The following is a 17,918-nucleotide window of genomic DNA, read 5'->3' as shown; positions in this document are numbered from 1 at the left end:
TTATTTCTGATTTTCAATTAATTTAGCAAGTGATTCTGCATGTTGGCGTGATGCTTTTACATCAAAACTTTCCACCATCACACGCACAACTGGCTCAGTACCAGATGGACGAATCAATACGCGACCTTTATCACCAAGCTGTTGCTCAACGATTGCAATGGCATTGGTCACAGCATCAGTTTCCCATCCATCTCGATCTGCAATTTTTACATTGATCAATGTTTGTGTTGATTTAGGAATGTGTTGCAAGGCTTCCTGAATCGTCATATTTTTAGCAAGAATTGCTTGTAAAGCTTGCAAGGCGGCAATAATTCCATCACCTGTCGTATGTTTATCCATACAAATGATATGGCCTGAGTTTTCTCCACCCAATGTTAAACCATGATGTTTTAACTGCTCCAATACATAACGATCGCCAACTTTTGCACGGATTAATTCGATACCTTCTTGTTTCAATGCATGCTCAAAACCAAGATTACTCATAATGGTTGCGACAATCGCTTTTTCTTTACGGTGCGTTGCAATTAAATACAAAATTGCGTCGCCATCATAAACAACACCTTTAGAATCTACGATCACTAAACGATCACCATCGCCATCAAAGCCAATGCCACAATCTGCTTTTTCTTCCAATACTTTCTTTTGAAGTGCTGCTGGTTGCGTTGATCCCACTTGATCATTGATATTAAAACCATTAGGTTGATTACCAATCACAATAACTTTTGCACCTAGCTCAGTAAATACATGAGGCGCAATGTGATAAGTTGCGCCATTCGCACAATCTAATACAATTTTCATACCACGCAGATTAAGATCACGCGCAGAACTTTTACAAAACTCAATGTAACGACCTGCTGCGTCTGTAATGCGACGAACCCGACCAAATTTATCTGGGTCAACAGAGATTAATGGCTCTTCTAATTGACGCTCAATTTCAAACTCAATGCTGTCATCTAATTTCTGACCATCTTCGCCAAAAAATTTTACACCATTATCATAATAAGGATTATGTGAAGCTGAAACCATACAGCCCACAGATGTATCCAATGTTTTAGTTAAATAAGCAATGGCTGGCGTTGGCATCGGTCCTGTTAAAGCAACATCCACGCCTGCGTATGTTAAACCTGCTTCCAAAGCGGATTCAAACATATAACCCGAAATTCGTGTATCTTTACCAATTAGAACACGAGCACCTTCACGTGCCAAAGTTTTACCTGCCGCATAACCCAGTTTTAAAATAAAATCTGGTGTCATTGGAGCCTGACCTGTTAAACCACGAACTCCATCTGTACCAAAATAACGACGCATGTAAACTCCTTATATTTTGTTAATTTTCTTAGTGGCGCTGATTTTATACTGTTTTGCTAAAAATTGATATTCTGATCACTTGTCAAAATATATAGAGATATGTGGATATGCAGTTTACGACACTTCTCCCTTTGGTTAGAATGGATCGGTTATTCTTCCTATTTCAAGAGGATTTGTGTATGTCTAAAATCATCATTCTCGGTGGCAGCGGATATGTCGGCTCTCATATTATCAGTCGCTTAGCGAGAGATAAAAACAATTCAATCATCGCATTCTCACGCAACAAGAACCCTCAAGTTGACACAAGGCAGCATCAATTTGTGAAGTTCAAAAATTATCCACAAACTGATGCAGAAATGCTCTATCACATCCATGATGCTGACATTATTATTAACTTAATTGGCACGATGGACGGCAATCGTAAACGTGCAACTAAAGCACATGTTGAATTAGTCAAACATTATGCTGAATTGGTGAAACAAACGAATATAAAGCACTTTGTACACATGAGCGCTTTAGGTGTTTCTGAAAAAGGTGGCTCTGTTTATTTTGATACAAAATGGCAAGGTGAAGTTGCACTGAAAGAAACATTAAAAGAGAGCAATATCAAAATTTCCATCATTCGCCCTTCATTTATATTTGGTCATCGAGCACCTAGCCTTGATAATTTAGCGCGTTTAATCAATAAATGCCCAATGTTTATGTTGCCAGGTGCATTCACAAAATTCCAGCCTATTTATATTGATGATGTAACACAGGCTGTTGCAAACATCCTAGAAACACAAAAAAATCATGAACAAACTTATGATTTGGTTGGTCCAGAAGTGATGACATTCATTGAAATGATGCGTGATGTTATGCGTTATTCTCACTTGTGCCCTAAAAAAGTTATGGCAATGCCTAATGTCTTTGCATACATGTTGGCATTAACAACTGGCTGGTTCCCAAAAGCACCTTTTACAATGAATCAGTATAACAGCTTGAAAGTCGACAGCATTTCAGATACAAATAATCTACCGCAACTCAATATTGCGCCTCAATCATTCCAATCCGTCATGAGCTTTGAGTACAAATATGGTCTACAAGATCGCTATGAAAATGACAGAATGACCGCGGGCAGAAATATTATTTAAAGGATTTACAGTGTTATTAGTTGATTACAAAATTTTAGACAAACGTTTAGGTGATGAGTTTCCGCTACCAAGTTATGCAACAGCAGGCTCCGCAGGCTTGGATTTACGTGCGATGCTCGATGCACCTTTAACGTTGCAACCAGGCGAAAGTGCTTTTGTGAAAACAGGTTTGGCGATCTACATTAAAGATCCAGCTTATGCAGCTATGGTATTACCGCGCTCTGGTTTAGGCACAAAACACGGGATTGTACTTGGCAATCTTGTGGGCTTAATTGATGCAGATTATCAAGGTGAATTAATGGTTTCAGCTTGGAATCGTAGTGATAAAGCTTTCACAATCGAAGTTGGTGAGCGTTTGGCACAGATGATCATCGTGCCCGTGATCCAAGCGAATTTCCAAGAGGTAGAAGAATTTGAAGCATCGGAACGCGGCGCCGGTGGCTTTGGTCATACAGGCCGCAATTAAACAATAAGGATGAGGAATGAAAGTATTAGTATTACCTGGTGATGGTATTGGTCCAGAAATCACAGAACAAGCAGTTCGTGTATTAAATGTTATGAATGACAAGTATAAACTTGGCATTGAAACAGAAACCGCGCTCATTGGCGGTATTGCTTATGACAAAACGGGCAAGCCTCTACCAGATGAAACCCTCACCAAGGCAAAAGCTGCTGATGCCGTTTTGCTTGGCGCTGTTGGTGATACTAAATACGATACATTGCCTCGTGAAGTTCGCCCAGAACAAGGTTTATTAGCAATCCGTAAAGGTTTAAACTTATTTGCTAATCTTCGTCCTGCTCACGTTTTCAAAGAATTGGCTCACGCTTCTTCTTTGAAAGAAGAGTTAGTTTCTGGGTTAGATATTTTAATCGTGCGTGAATTAACGGGCGATATCTATTTCGGTCATCCTCGTGGGATCGAAATTCGCAACGGTGAAAAAGTTGGCTTCAATACAATGTTGTATTCTGAATCTGAAATTCGCCGCATTGCACATGTTGCATTCCAAGCAGCACAAGCACGCAATAAACAAGTTTGCTCTATCGACAAAATGAATGTGTTAGAAACAACACAATTATGGCGTGATGTTGTGACAGAAGTTGCCAAAGAATATCCTGATGTAAAATTATCACACATGTTAGTGGACAACGCTGCAATGCAGTTAGTTCGCCAACCAAAACAATTTGATGTGATGCTAACAGGCAATATCTTTGGTGATATTTTATCGGATGAAGCATCGATGTTAACGGGCTCAATCGGCATGTTACCTTCGGCATCTTTAGATGAAAACAACAAAGGTTTATATGAACCAAGCCACGGTTCAGCACCTGACATTGCAGGGCAAAATAAAGCCAATCCTTTGGCAACCATTATGTCTGTGAGCATGATGTTTAAATACACTTTGAATCGCCCTGACATTGCCAAAGAAATTGATGATGCCATTGAAACTGTATTAGGCAAAGGCATTCGCACAGGTGATATTGCACAAGCAAACAGCACGGTGGTTGGTTGTAAAGAAATGGGCGATGCAGTGATTGCAGAGCTTCAAGCATAAGAACAATACTCAAATCACTTTATAATTCTCATTAATTATCAATATCCTTCCCTTCGGCAAGGATATTTGAATGGGATATTTTAAGGTGATCACTTTGATAAAAAGGATTGAACAATGAAAAAGGTTGGTTTAGTTGGCTGGCGCGGAATGGTTGGCTCTGTATTAATGGAAAGAATGGTTGAAGAAGGTGATTTTCGCCATATTCATGCAACATTTTTTTCAACCTCTAATGCTGGCGGTGCTGCGCCAATCATGGGCGGTTCACAAGAAAGCACATTAGAAGATGCATACAATATCGATGCGTTAATGGCACAAGATATTATTTTGACATGCCAAGGTGGTGATTATACAAAAGCAGTGTATGACAAGCTCCAATCTGCAAATTGGCAAGGCTATTGGATTGACGCTGCATCGACACTGAGAATGGAAAATAATGCAATCATCGTTTTAGATCCCATCAATCGCAATAACATTGATCAGGGTTTAAACAATGGTATTAAAACATTTGTAGGCGGCAACTGTACCGTAAGCTTAATGTTAATGGCTTTAGGTAGCTTATTCAAAGAAGGATTGGTGGAATGGACAACATCCATGACATATCAATCAGCTTCTGGCGCGGGTGCTCAAAACATGCGTGAATTGCTACAACAAATGCAGTTCATCGGTAATGAAATGGCTGAAGATTTAATTTCACCTGCAAAAGCAATTTTAGAAATTGATCGCCGCGTTTCACATTTATTAAAAGCAGAACAATTCCCTAAAGATAATTTTTCTGTACCTTTAGCAGCCAACTTGATTCCTTGGATTGATAGTGAATTAGCAGATGGCCAAAGCCGTGAAGAATGGAAAGGCATGGTGGAAACTAATAAGATTTTAGGCTCTGCGCATGATGTTCCTGTCGATGGTATTTGTGTTCGCGTCGGTGCAATGCGCTGTCACTCACAAGCATTAACATTGAAATTAACTAAAGATGTTCCTTTGGATGATATCGAAACAATGATCCGTGAATCCAATGATTGGGTTCGCGTGATTCCTAATCATCGTGAAGATACAATGAAATTATTAACACCTGCTGCTGTTTCTGGCACATTGGAAGTTCCAGTTGGCCGTTTACGCAAAATGAAAATGGGCAACGAATATTTGTCCGCTTTCACAGTAGGTGATCAATTGCTTTGGGGTGCAGCTGAGCCTGTTCGTAGAATGTTGACAATTCTTATTTAAAAGTTTTAATAAATTTTTATTTTATATAAAAAGTCCGACCATTTTTAATATGGCCGGACTTTTTTAATCATGCATTCAATTATTTAGCGGAATGCTTCATAATTGACAATCGTCCTGGTGTTAAAACCTGCTTATAAGGTGGACAAACTAATGTCATGCCATTAGTTACGATTGCATTACAAATCCCCTCTTCATTTAAATAATGGCCTTTATTCAACAAATTATTATTTGGCAGAGATTCTAATTCAACTAATTCAAAATCAGGATCATTACCATTTTGCATTTCACCATCTTTACTGGTTGAACTTGATTGATCTGTTCGCACCAATTTCAATGTTGGTAAAATCGTGCCATCAAATTGAATAGCATGTTCTTTACCCATTTCTTCTAGACGAGTATCTTTATCCTCATTCAAGATAGCACCTGTGCGAGCATTGATTTGAAACAACCATGTATCAGGGCTCAAGGCTGGGCGATAACACATCGCATTATCAGGCATTGCTTGCTTATCATGTAAAACATACGTTTGAAAAAATACTGTTCCATTAAAGACAACAGGCTTTTGAGATAATCCTTCTCTCGCTGTGTTACTTAACAATATACGCCATCCAATATGCTCTTTATCGACTTCATGATTTGAGATACTTCTCGTCATTTTGCTCATATCAGAACTTAATGTTTGATCTATAAAGTTACTATGCGCTGTCAATGGCTCATCTTGGAAGGCTGTAAATGTATCATTTTCAAAAATACCGTAAATAGCATTTTGGACAATATGTCCATTAAAATCATCTTTTTTCGCATAACTACCTGTGCCAAAGATCACAACATTTTTGCGGTCATAGCGAGAAACAGATGGCGCCTGTGTAATAGGATACTTATCACTGCCCTCATAAATTAACTTTAAAGTCCATGCATCAGGATTATCACCCCGTAAATCTAAACGGTACAAATGTCCATTCAAATCAACAACATAACCAATGTCTGCGACACCATCAAATGTTAAATCTACCAATGTTGGTGCAGACAAACTATTTCTATATTTTAGAGATATGCCTTTAGGTAATTGCGCACTAACTTTTCTAATTAACTTACCAGCTGTTATGTCTTTTTTATTCTGATTAATTCCTACATTCACTCCTAACGCATCATAAATATACAGTGTTGGCTCTGGATCTTTATTTTGATCACCAAATTCACCTGAAGGTAAAACAGCGACATAACGAACATCTTTTTTCATATTAGGAATGCCATTTGAACGCGACATCGCCACCCGCGCAATCACAGGTCTGCCTAAAATATGCCCAATAGCCTCACTTCCTTCTTGAGCCGCACCAAAGGCACTAGAATTTGTATCCCATAAGAATGAATTTTCACCCCAAGATGGTTTTGGCATACTTTCAACACCTAATTTTTGGCTTTGATCATGATGCGCCCTACCTGCAATATTTAATGCAAAAGCACCAAATCCTCCTTGTCCTAAAGTCCCCACCATAAATGTTTGATTTTTATTCGTAGTACGATACGCAATTTGTCCGCTAATCCCATATTCATGAACAGGATATTTCGATTCATCACCGTATGCTGGATCTGCACGATATTTATAATGTTCCATTAATTTACTGCCATCTGAACGTTTTGCGCCACCTGGCATATAAGCAAACTCATAAACATAAGGAAAAGGTTCATCTAATTCTTCAAGCCCAGGCTTATTAGGTTCAGGTTGCATATTATAAAAAGGATTGGCTCTGTACACTTTCAACATGCCATCATTAGATCCAACCACCAACATTCCTGGTGCATTAATAGAAGATGAATATGTACCTAAAATTTCTACTGTATCATTAGTAATATCACCTAAATATCGTTTACCTGAAAATGCATCATCCGAACGCGAACGATATTGAGGATAGAGACTATCACCAAAATAATCAGAACCACCATCGATAGGATGCTCACCAATTAACCAGCTGATAAAGTCACTCACATTCTCTGTGATTGGCAAGCCAAAATCAGAAGTTTTAAGCACATTTCTATCTTTTGCGATCCCCGATGCTGATCCAAATAAAGATAGATACACCACATCTTTACCAGTATTTAGATAAACATCAGGGTAACCTTGTGCATATCGCATTGTGCTATAAGCTTCTTCTTCAAGAGTTTTATTCACTCGAATATGTCCAAACCATCCATCAGGCTCCGAAACAGATGTAACCCAAACCTGTTCTTCTTCATTAGTGTCTGGATTAATTCCAACATAAACAGCAGGCGCTGAACCTGTGAATAAAGACTTCGGAGACATTTCACGCATAAACTCTTTCAGATGCAAGATAATATCTTCATCATCATTAGCAACCACGCCACGCCCTGCACCTATTGCTGCAAATGCTCTCACATCTTGAGAGTTCAAAACCCATTCTGTACTTGTATGTTTTGTATTTAAAGCTAAGAGTGATGTTTGAACATATTGATCTGGAAAATCCAATTGATTGAATAAATAACCTTCGGCATCCTTTTCATCACTCGATTTAGGATGATTTTTTGCATATTGTCCAATCGCCTTACGATTCACATCATCCATCACTTCTGAGATGTTATTCGTGATCACCAAAATATAACTATCTTGGCAACGATATTTAATATTATTAACAAGGTAATCGACTGTTTGTGGTAAAACATCTCGAATTCTTCCCTCACCAAGACTTATTGTTTTTGTCAGAAGATTTAAATTATCCTGCTGCTGTTGAAATACATAATTACTATTAAATTGCGTTAAAAGTGGGACTAATAACGTCATTCCCATTGTATTCTTTTGTTGTTCAGTCAATCCTAGAACATATGTTTGATAAGTTTGAATGCCGCCAACTAACCGACTATCTTTAAATTTATTAAAGCCATAATTTTGCTTGCCATTTCCTGAACCTACTGAACGTTGCAGAGTTCCATCAGAGGTACTTGGCGCTATATCATATGGATTAAAATTAGGTTCATTACTATAAAAAATATTGTCATTATTAATGCCTGATGCAAATAAATAACCTGATGGCTGGCTCTGATCGACTTTCCAATGCATATCTTTAGCCACATCTGTCAATGTGATTAAAGTTAAATTATGTGTGCCATAAGCGTCAGGATAGGCTTTAATCAAAGCATTTTTCACAACATCGATATATCTTGGATTCTCATCTTTATGTTGCGATGCCATCGACTCATTCATAATATTTGAATTATCAACGATGATGGCGATATTCGGAACCGTTTTATTAATATAACGATGTAATGCTACAGGATTAGCTAAGTATGGGCTTTCTGACTGTTTTGCTTGTATCGCGGATAAGTTTGTAATGAGTAATCCTAGAACAATTACGCTTATTTTTTTCTCTGCATCGCATGTTTGCCTCAATCCAACTGTAATGACAGCATTTTAACATTTATGCATATAATCTACGCAATAACTTTTTCATTTGAAGTGGTGAACTATTCAACATAACTTCCATATCTTTGATAGAATGCTCTTTTAATTTTGCGATCCACTATGCTTTTTCTACTGCAATGAAGCTAACTCCAGAGCAAGATGCCATTCTTGCAATTGATGCTAATTTAAAAGTTAATGCCGTTGCCGGTTCCGGTAAAACGACAACGATCGTCGCATACGCAAAATCTCGTCCCAATGATGCAAAAATTCTCTATTTAGCCTTTAACCAAACGGTTAAACAAGAAGCTATTTTAAGATTCCAACAAGCAGGCTTATACAATGTCACTGTAGAAACAGCTCATTCTTTAGCATTTCGCTACATAGTGCGTCGTGGAGGTTATCAATTAAAGCAAAATGGTTACTCTATTCCAGAAACCGTAAATGTTTTAGAACTGCAATCCTCCATGCCAATTCAGCGTGCTTATTTGTTTGCCCATCACATTGATAAATTGCTCCGTTTTTATTGTAATAGCTCTGTCAAAAGTGCGGAGGAATTAGATTATTTCAGTCTACTCAGTGACGATAAAGCCAAAGCTTTTGTGAAAATGAATTATGCCGAAATTGTGGATTACACACGAACATTCATCCGCAAGATGAACCAAGCAGAGATCGAAATCACGCATGATTTTTATCTCAAAAAGTTCCAGCTCATTCGCCCAAGCCTACCTTACGATTATATTTTCTTCGATGAAGGTCAAGATGCATCATCTGTGATGCTCGATATATTTTTAAAGCAACCTGCCAAAAAAATGATTGTGGGCGATCTTCATCAACAAATTTATAGCTGGCGACATGCAGTCAATGCATTGGAAGAGACTGATTTTACAACTTTTCCATTAACAAAAAGTTTTCGATTCCATGCAGATATTGCGCTGTTGGCGGAATCCATTTTAGAGTGGAAAAGCTATCTCCATATTAAAGATGACTTAAGCATTCAAGGTGTCGGCATTACTGAAAATAAGCACCAAAAAATTGTTTTAGGCAGAACCAATTTGGGCTTATTGAGAGAAGCCATTCGCTATATTCATGATCCATCATTGACTGGCTCCATCTATTTTGAAGGTAGCATTTATGCTTATACACATACAGAAGAAGGCACTTCGTTATACGATGTGGTGAACTTGCACCTCGGTAAAATTGATAAAATTCATAGCCCAATGATTAAATCGTTTGCAAATTTAGAAGCGCTCGAAGAATACGCAGAAGAAACCAACGATACACAACTTAAAATGTTGATCGAATTAGTACGTTTATATGGTGCAAAAATTTTTGGCGTAATGAAAAAACTAAAAGATCGTTTAGTTGCCAAAGAGGATAAAGATCATGCGGACCTTCTCTTCTCTACCGTTCATCGCAGCAAAGGATTAGAATACGATGAAGTTTATTTGGTTGAAGATTTCATTACAGAAGATGATGTGAAGCGCCTAGCAAAAAATTCAGATACAATTCAAAATCTCAAAACCATTGAGGAGATTAATTTATTGTATGTTGCCATTACACGTGCAAAACATACAATTTATATCGCAGAAAGTATGTTACCTAAAGATTTTCCACAACTACCGCACATTAGAATTATGAATCCAAAAGTGCGAGCAAATTACTTACAAGAATTTTATAACATCGGGAGGAAATAAATAATGTGGACGATTTATCATAATGAGAGCTGTTCTAAATCTAATGCTGCTTTTGATCTATTGAAAGAAAAAGGCGTGAATTTTAAAATTGTGAACTATATTGAAATGCCACCAACTGTGGATGAATTGCGTACACTTTGTAAACAACTCGATAATAATATCGAATCCATGATTCGTAAAAAAGAAGGTGGTTTTCTAAAGTTTCGTGATGATTGGGATGGTTGGACTTTAGATGAGAAATTAGAATTTCTAGCGAATAATTCAGAATTAATGGAACGACCTATTTTGGTCAATCCTAACAATCAAGCAAAAATTGGCCGTCCTGATCACACTGTTTTAATTGAGTTATTTGAGGATTAATATCATGCGTAATTTCTTTATTATTGGTGGTTTATTTTGCGCTTTAGCTGTTGGTTTAGGTGCATTTAGTGCACATGCTTTAAAAGCCATGATAGGAGATTACGGATTAGGCTTATGGGAACGAGGCACGTATTATCAAATGGTGCATGGTATTGCCATCATCATTACAACACTTGCTGCATACTTTTTTAAAACATCCCGTTATTTTTTCAGTGCCAATCTATTATTTATGATTGGCATTTTTTGTTTTTCAGGCAGTTTATATACCATCGCACTCACAAATATTAAAATGTTTGGCATGATCGCCCCTATTGGCGGCATATCATTTATGATTGCATGGTTATTGGTTCTTATTGGTTGTTTTAAATTTTCTTCAAACCTTGTTATTCCTAAAGGGGATTAAATATGTTGGATGCAATTACCGCACTCTCTCCACTCGATGGACGTTATTCAAGACAAACATCACCATTGCAAAATATCATGAGTGAATATGGCTTAATCAAAGCGCGTATTACTGTTGAAATTGAATGGTTCATCGCATTATCAGAAAATGCGGGCATTCCTGAAGTGCCATCTTTCTCAAAAGAAGATGTGCAAAAACTTCGTGACATCTATGCCAACTTCTCACCAGAAGATGCAAAAGCTGTTAAAGACATTGAAAAAACAACTAATCATGACGTTAAAGCTGTTGAATATTGGTTAAAGAATGCATTCAAAGCTGTGCCTGAAATTGCTGAATATTCAGAGTTTATCCACTTTGCATGTACATCAGAAGATATCAATAACTTGTCCTATGCTTTGATGTTAAAAGAAAGCATTAACAATGTTGTGAAGCCTGAATTATCAGCGATCATTGCAACATTACGCTCAATGGCACATGAGTTTGCTGAAATCCCATTGTTGTCACGCACACATGGCCAATCGGCAACGCCATCGACTTTAGGTAAGGAAATGGCAAACGTAGTTTACCGTTTAGAGCGTCAATTCAAAGCATTAGAAACATTTGAATTCTTTGGCAAAATCAACGGTGCTGTTGGTAACTACAATGCACACATGGTTGCTTATCCTGCAGTTGATTGGGAAGCTCATGCTCAAAACTTAGTGATCAATCATTTAGGTTTAAGCTTCATGCCTTACTCAACACAAATCGAACCACATGATTACGTTGCTGAGTTATCTCACATCATGAGCCGCTCAAACACAATTATGATCGATTTAGCACGTGACATTTGGGGTTACATCAGCTTGGGTTACTTCAAGCAAAAAGTAATTGAAGGCGAAGTTGGTTCTTCTACAATGCCACACAAAGTTAACCCAATTGACTTTGAAAATGCAGAAGGTAACTTCGGTATTGCTAATGCATTATTCATCCACTTTGCTGAAAAGTTACCTGTTTCAAGATGGCAGCGTGATTTAAGTGATTCAACGGTATTGCGTAGCTTAGGTTCAGCATTTGGCTATACTTTGATTGCTTATAAGAGCTTACAAAAAGGCTTAGGTAAATTGGAAGTGAACGAAGCTTCAATCAGCAATGATTTAGATTTGAACTGGGAAGTATTAGCAGAACCAATTCAAACTGTAATGCGCCGTTACAACATCGAATCTCCGTATGAAAAATTGAAAGCATTAACGCGTGGACAAAAAATCAGTGCAGAGAAATTATCTGTATTCATTGATTCTTTAGAAATGCCTGAAGATGTGAAAGTGGAATTGAAAAAATTAACGCCACACAACTACATTGGTAAAGCTGTTGAGTTAGCGAAAAAGATCTAATCTTTTAATTGAGCATTAAACTTTAACCACATCAACGATCTTGATGTGGTTTTTTATTAGCTTGCTATAATGTTCTCTCATTCAGATTAATTGGGCAATATCCATGAAGAAAATTGGCATCATAGTCGTTTTTTATAATTTAAGCCATTACGTTGAAGAATGTTTAAATTCGATCAAAAATCAGACTTTCCCTGATTTCAAATGCATTTGTGTGGACGATCGCTCAACGGATAATACCTTTGAAAAACTACAACAATTTGCTGCCAATGATGATCGTTTCATCGTGATACAAAATGAGAAAAATTATGGATCACCCTGCCATTCTCGTAATGTTGGTATAGAAAATGTGAGTGATTGTGAATACTTCATGTTCATGGATGGTGATGATTTATTACATCCACAAACAATGGAGCTTTGCTTCAATGCTATTGAACAACAATCTTCATTAGATTTCATTACATTCAATAAATTCACATTTGGCAATATCTCTGAAATTCCAGATCAAAAATATGATGGGCAAAATATTCAAATCTCTACACACAACAATGCACTAGAATTATTCTTAAAGCGAGATCCTCAATCGCCAGATTCACCTGCCTGGAATAAGCTTTATCGTTTTGATCGTTACAAAGAATTTCGCTTTTATGAAGATATCTTCTATGAAGATGATTACATGTATGCATTGCAATTGTACGCAAAAACCAATCAATTCGGAAAGATCGATCTACCACTCTATTTTTATCGCCGCCATGAAGCGAGCGTCACATCAGGTTTGCGTGCAGAACGTTACTTAAATGATGCCACAACACGTTTAAAGCACACTTACGATTACTTCATTACTGGTAACAATATCCCATCACAAGTGGATACTTTGTTTAAGCAACAAATGGCCAATGATGCTTATCGTATGATCGTCAGTAAAATTATCCGTAAAACGAAAGGCAAAGAATTACGAGATCAATTAATTCCAGTTGCTCAACGTAATTTCAAAAAGCTCATCGATGAAAAGATCATTGATCTCAACCATTTGAGCCTTGCTAATCGCTTAGTGATTAAGCTATTTTTATGCAACCAATTGGGTTTGGCAAAATTATTGGCAAAAATATTTGGATAAATATTTTATCTGCACCAACAAAAAAGCATCCTTTCGGATGCTTTCCATATTAATTTGAAGATGTTTCAATTAATCACGTAATTCTTTCGGCAATGGAAACACAATTGTTTCAGGATTTTCAGATACATTCTCTTGCAAAACTGCACCTTCTTTTTCCAATAACTCAATCACTTCTTTCACCAAAATTTCAGGAGCAGAAGCGCCTGCCGTTACACCAATTTCTGTATGATCTTTCAAGATTGCAACATCAATATCATCGGCTCGATCAATCAAGTAAGCAACGGCGCCTTCTTTCTCAGCCAATTCACGTAAGCGATTAGAGTTTGAGCTATTTTTAGAACCCACAACAAAAATTAACGAGCATTTTGCAGAGAGCTCACGCACAGCATCTTGACGATTTTGTGTTGCATAGCAAATATCATCTTTCTTCGGTGCTGAAATCACAGGAAAACGATCACGCAATTTTACGATGATCTCTTTCGTATCATCCAGTGATAAAGTCGTTTGCGTCACATAACTGATGTTATCAGGATTATCAATGGCAATTTTTTCAGCATCTTCAAGATCTTCTACTAAGTAGATTTTTCCACCATAAGCTGGATCAAACTGCCCCATTGTACCTTCAACTTCAGGATGCCCTGCATGACCAATCAAAATGGTATCACGTGCATTACGAGCATCTCGGCTCACTTCCATGTGCACTTTTGTGACTAATGGACAGGTTGCATCAAAAACTTTCAAACCGCGCTCTTTCGCTTCATTTTGAACAGCTTTAGAAACACCATGTGCAGAGAAAATCACAATTGAATCATCTGGTACTTCATGCAGCTCTTTCACAAAAACTGCACCACGTTCACGCAAGCCATCCACAACAAATTTATTGTGAACCACTTCATTGCGAACATAAATCGGCGCACCAAATTGCGCCAAAGCCTTTTCAACAATACCAATGGCACGATCAACCCCCGCACAAAAACCGCGAGGATTGGCTAAATAAATCTTTTTACTCATGATGTGAACGCTCAATAAAAGATGACAAAATGACTAAGCCTGCACCAACTGAGACGCAAATATCTGCGACATTAAAAATTGGAAAATAGTAACTACCAAAATTCACACTGATGAAATCAATCACTTTTTCTATTCTAATGCGATCAATCACATTGCCAATCGCACCTGACATAATCAACGCTAAACCGTAAGGCAAAATGCGCTCATGCGGTTTACGTCGCATGATCCAAATAGAAATACCAATCGTCGCAACAATCGCAAATACAATGAAGAACCATCTCTGCCAGCCTGAATGATCAGCAAATAAGCTAAAAGCTGCACCTGTGTTATAAGCCAACCGCCATGATAAGAAATCAGGAATCACCGTGATTCCTAATCCATAAGGCTCTAAATTTGTGTTAAACCACCATTTAGTCCCTTGATCAATCACAACACCAATCAAAGCCAAAACAAAGAAGATCGCAACCTTCTTTGTCTGTAAGGATGAATTAGGCATATTGACGATTCTCGCCTTCTGGCGTTAAGTTAGTAATACAACGATCACACAACTCTGGATGATCTGCGTGCGTACCAACATCTTCACGATAATGCCAACAGCGAACGCATTTTTTGTGATCATTCACTTCAATTGCCACAGCAAACTGTTGATCATCTAACTCAAATACTGGCAATTCAGCACTCTTTTCAGATAATGGTTTAACTGTTGCATAAGATGTTAACAATACAAAACGTAATTCATCTTCTAACATCGCCAATTGATCCAACATACCTTGCGTACAATAGATCGTTGCATTAGATTGCAATGAAGAACCGATTTCACCGTTTGCACGATGCTTTTCGATCTCTTTAGAAACTTCTGAACGAACATTCAACAACATATTCCAGAAATTACGATCAAACTTAGTATTCTCTAAAGGCACTAAACCTGTATAAAATTCTGCTAAGAAGATAGATTCTAAACGATCACCATCTTTTTCACGCATATTTTGCCAAGTTTCTTCTGCTGTGAATGACAAAATTGGTGCCATCCAACGAACCAATGCTTCCAATACATGATGTAATGCCGTTTGACATGAGCGACGTGCAAGTGAATCTTTCGCGCAAGTATATTGACGATCTTTTGTAATATCTAAGTAGAAACTACCTAAGTCAATCGAACAGAAGCTTTGTAATTTCTGATAAATATTATGGAAAGAGAAATCTACATAATGCTCTGCAATTTCTTGCTGTAACTGATGTGCACGATCGATCACCCAACGATCCAATGGCAATAGCTCATCCATCGGCACAGCGTCTTTTTTGAAATCAAACTCACCTGTATTTGCCAACAAGAAACGCACTGTATTACGAATACGACGATAAGTCTCTGATGTACGTTTTAAGATTTCATCAGAGACAGGAATTTCACCACGATAATCTGTTGAAGAAACCCATAAACGAAGAACATCCGCACCCATTTTATCCATCACATCTTGTGGTTCAACGCCATTGCCTAAAGATTTAGACATTTTGCGGCCTTGAGCATCCACAGTAAAACCATGCGTTAATAACTGCTTATAAGGTGCAATGCCATCCATTGCAACAGACGTACAGATTGAAGAGTTGAACCAACCACGATGCTGATCTGAACCTTCTAAATATAAATCTGCTGGATATGTTAATTCTTCACGTTGACGCAATACTGTGTAATGCGTCGTTCCAGAATCAAACCAAACATCCAAAATATCTTTGTTCTTTTCATAGTTCAGTGCATCTTCAGCACTTAAGAATTCTGTAATGTCAGCTTCAAACCAGCCAGTCAAACCTTTGTCTTCAATTTGATCTGCTACTTTTAACATCAATTCTGTTGTATTTGGGTGCAATTCACCTGTTTCTTTATGCAAGAATAAAGGAATTGGATTACCCCAATAACGCTGGCGAGAAATACACCAATCTCCACGACCTTCGATCATGCCATATAAACGAGCTTGTCCCCAACTTGGAGTAAATTTAACACCATCAATCGCTTTTAAAATATCTTGACGAAGATGTTTATTATCCATACTAATGAACCATTGCGCTGTTGCACGATAGATCGTTGGTGTTTTATGTCTCCAACAATGAGGATAACTATGCTCGATTCTTGAGAAGAAAACTAAAGCATTGTTCTCTTTCAATGCTTCAATGATATTACCTTCCACTTGCGTAATATTTTGGCCCGCAAATAAAGGTACTTCTGATGAATAATCACCATTACCTAAAACATAGTTCACCATTGGTAGGTTATACTGCAAGCCAACTTTATAGTCATCATCACCGTGAGATGGCGCAGTATGAACACAACCTGTTCCGCCATCAAGTGTTACATGCTCACCTAAAATCATTGGTACTTGCTTATCATAGAAGCAGTGCTTCAATTGTAAGCCTTCTAAAACTTTACCTTTAAACGTTGCCTTAACAGTGATATCACCTTTCCAACGTTTTGCTAAACCTTCAACCAATTCAGTCGCAACAACCAATTGTTCACCATTAAATTCAACCACTGAATAATCATATTCAGGATGAACAGATACGGCTTCATTCGCAGGCAATGTCCATGGTGTTGTTGTCCAGATCACTACAGATACTGGTTCAGAAATATTCGCATTTGTTGCGGCATTAAATGCTGCCAAATCAACTACTGAAAATTTAACATCAATGCTTGGTGATTTTTTATCAGCATATTCAACTTCTGCTTCCGCCAAAGATGAGCCACAATCCAAACACCAATTAACAGGGCGAGAACCGCGCTCCATATGGCCATTTTCATAAATTTTAGCCAATGCACGAACTGTGTTTGCTTCTGTCTTTTTATCGTATGTCAAATATGGGCGATCAAAATCACCTAAGATACCGAAGCGTTTAAATTCATCACGTTGTAAATCAACTTGTGTTGCTGCAAAATCAGCACATTTTTGACGAAATTCAGCAGCTGTCATATCAGGACCAACTTTACCGTATTTACGCTCTACAACTAATTCAATCGGCAAACCATGACAATCCCAACCAGGAACATACGGAGAATCATAACCCATTTGACCATGTGACTTAACAATAATATCTTTCAAAGTTTTATTCACAAAATGACCTAAATGCAAAGCACCATTTGCATATGGAGGGCCATCATGTAAAACAAATTTTGGCTTACCTTCAAATTGCTTTCTCTGCTTAGCATACAAATCAATAAATTCCCAAAACTCTACAAACTTTGGCTCTTTAATTGGCAAGTTTGCACGCATATCAAAATTAGTTGTTGGAAGATTCAACGAATCTTTATATTGATGATTACCATTGTTTTGAGATTTATCTTTGCTCACA

Annotated in this window: 14 protein-coding genes; 9 read left to right on the top strand and 5 right to left on the bottom strand. The window is 37.6% G+C overall.

Translation table 11 applies throughout. From position 1 onward, the window contains the following. A complete protein-coding gene (glmM, locus tag ACA100_RS04855; RefSeq protein WP_481078853.1) occupies positions 1-1,308 on the bottom strand; it encodes a phosphoglucosamine mutase in 1,308 nt (435 codons plus the stop codon). 179 nt (positions 1,309-1,487) lie between these two features. Between glmM and ACA100_RS04850 the strand changes: the two genes are divergently transcribed. The 4 genes from ACA100_RS04850 (at position 1,488) to asd (ending at position 5,215) form a co-directional block, all read left to right on the top strand. After that, a complete protein-coding gene (locus ACA100_RS04850; protein ID WP_481078852.1) occupies positions 1,488-2,441 on the top strand; it encodes an NAD-dependent epimerase/dehydratase family protein in 954 nt (317 codons plus the stop codon). 10 nt (positions 2,442-2,451) lie between these two features. Beyond that, the gene (gene dut, locus ACA100_RS04845) at positions 2,452-2,907 is read left to right on the top strand and encodes a dUTP diphosphatase (protein ID WP_481078851.1); all 456 of its coding nucleotides are present in this window, start codon (positions 2,452-2,454) and stop codon (positions 2,905-2,907) included. A 16-nt stretch (positions 2,908-2,923) separates the two neighbouring features. Continuing rightward, a complete protein-coding gene (leuB, locus tag ACA100_RS04840; RefSeq protein ID WP_481078850.1) occupies positions 2,924-3,994 on the top strand; it encodes a 3-isopropylmalate dehydrogenase in 1,071 nt (356 codons plus the stop codon). 114 nt (positions 3,995-4,108) lie between these two features. Beyond that, positions 4,109-5,215 (top strand): aspartate-semialdehyde dehydrogenase, encoded by a 1,107-nt coding sequence (gene asd, locus ACA100_RS04835; protein WP_481078849.1) that lies wholly within the window; start codon positions 4,109-4,111, stop codon positions 5,213-5,215. Positions 5,216-5,294: 79 nt separating this feature from the next. Here the strand turns inward: asd and ACA100_RS04830 are convergent, their stop codons facing one another. Then, positions 5,295-8,618, bottom strand: a complete 3,324-nt coding sequence (locus ACA100_RS04830) for a PilC/PilY family type IV pilus protein (protein WP_481078848.1) — start codon at positions 8,616-8,618, stop codon at positions 5,295-5,297. A gap of 149 nt (positions 8,619-8,767) precedes the next feature. Between ACA100_RS04830 and ACA100_RS04825 the strand changes: the two genes are divergently transcribed. The 5 genes from ACA100_RS04825 (at position 8,768) to ACA100_RS04805 (ending at position 13,571) form a co-directional block, all read left to right on the top strand. Continuing rightward, positions 8,768-10,324, top strand: a complete 1,557-nt coding sequence (locus ACA100_RS04825) for a UvrD-helicase domain-containing protein (RefSeq protein ID WP_481078847.1) — start codon at positions 8,768-8,770, stop codon at positions 10,322-10,324. Positions 10,325-10,327: 3 nt separating this feature from the next. Beyond that, on the top strand, positions 10,328-10,684 hold the full coding sequence (locus tag ACA100_RS04820; protein ID WP_481078846.1) for an ArsC/Spx/MgsR family protein: 357 nt from the start codon (positions 10,328-10,330) through the stop codon (positions 10,682-10,684). A 4-nt stretch (positions 10,685-10,688) separates the two neighbouring features. Further along, positions 10,689-11,087: a DUF423 domain-containing protein gene (locus tag ACA100_RS04815; RefSeq protein ID WP_481078845.1), complete on the top strand. Its 399-nt coding sequence runs from the start codon at positions 10,689-10,691 to the stop codon at positions 11,085-11,087. 2 nt (positions 11,088-11,089) lie between these two features. Further along, positions 11,090-12,457 (top strand): adenylosuccinate lyase, encoded by a 1,368-nt coding sequence (gene purB, locus ACA100_RS04810; protein WP_481078844.1) that lies wholly within the window; start codon positions 11,090-11,092, stop codon positions 12,455-12,457. Between the two features lie 103 nt (positions 12,458-12,560). Next, on the top strand, positions 12,561-13,571 hold the full coding sequence (locus tag ACA100_RS04805) for a glycosyltransferase family 2 protein (RefSeq protein ID WP_481078843.1): 1,011 nt from the start codon (positions 12,561-12,563) through the stop codon (positions 13,569-13,571). A gap of 69 nt (positions 13,572-13,640) precedes the next feature. Here ACA100_RS04805 and ispH read toward each other — a convergent pair whose 3' ends face one another. From ispH to ileS, 3 genes are read right to left on the bottom strand one after another with little or no spacing between them, the layout of a single operon-like run. Continuing rightward, complete coding sequence (gene ispH, locus ACA100_RS04800) at positions 13,641-14,582, bottom strand: 4-hydroxy-3-methylbut-2-enyl diphosphate reductase (RefSeq protein WP_481078842.1); 942 nt, start codon at positions 14,580-14,582, stop codon at positions 13,641-13,643. Then, a complete protein-coding gene (gene lspA / locus ACA100_RS04795) occupies positions 14,575-15,078 on the bottom strand; it encodes a signal peptidase II (protein ID WP_481078841.1) in 504 nt (167 codons plus the stop codon). Before lspA ends, ispH begins: the two co-directional genes overlap by 8 nt. Beyond that, positions 15,071-17,917 carry an isoleucine--tRNA ligase gene (gene ileS, locus ACA100_RS04790; protein ID WP_481078840.1) on the bottom strand — a complete coding sequence of 949 codons (2,847 nt, stop codon included), beginning with the start codon at positions 17,915-17,917 and terminating at the stop codon, positions 15,071-15,073. Before ileS ends, lspA begins: the two co-directional genes overlap by 8 nt. Position 17,918: the final 1 nt, after the last annotated feature.

It is taken from the genome of Wohlfahrtiimonas sp. XWW7, from assembly GCF_056716055.1.
This window is presented reverse-complemented; position numbering and strand designations above follow the sequence as displayed.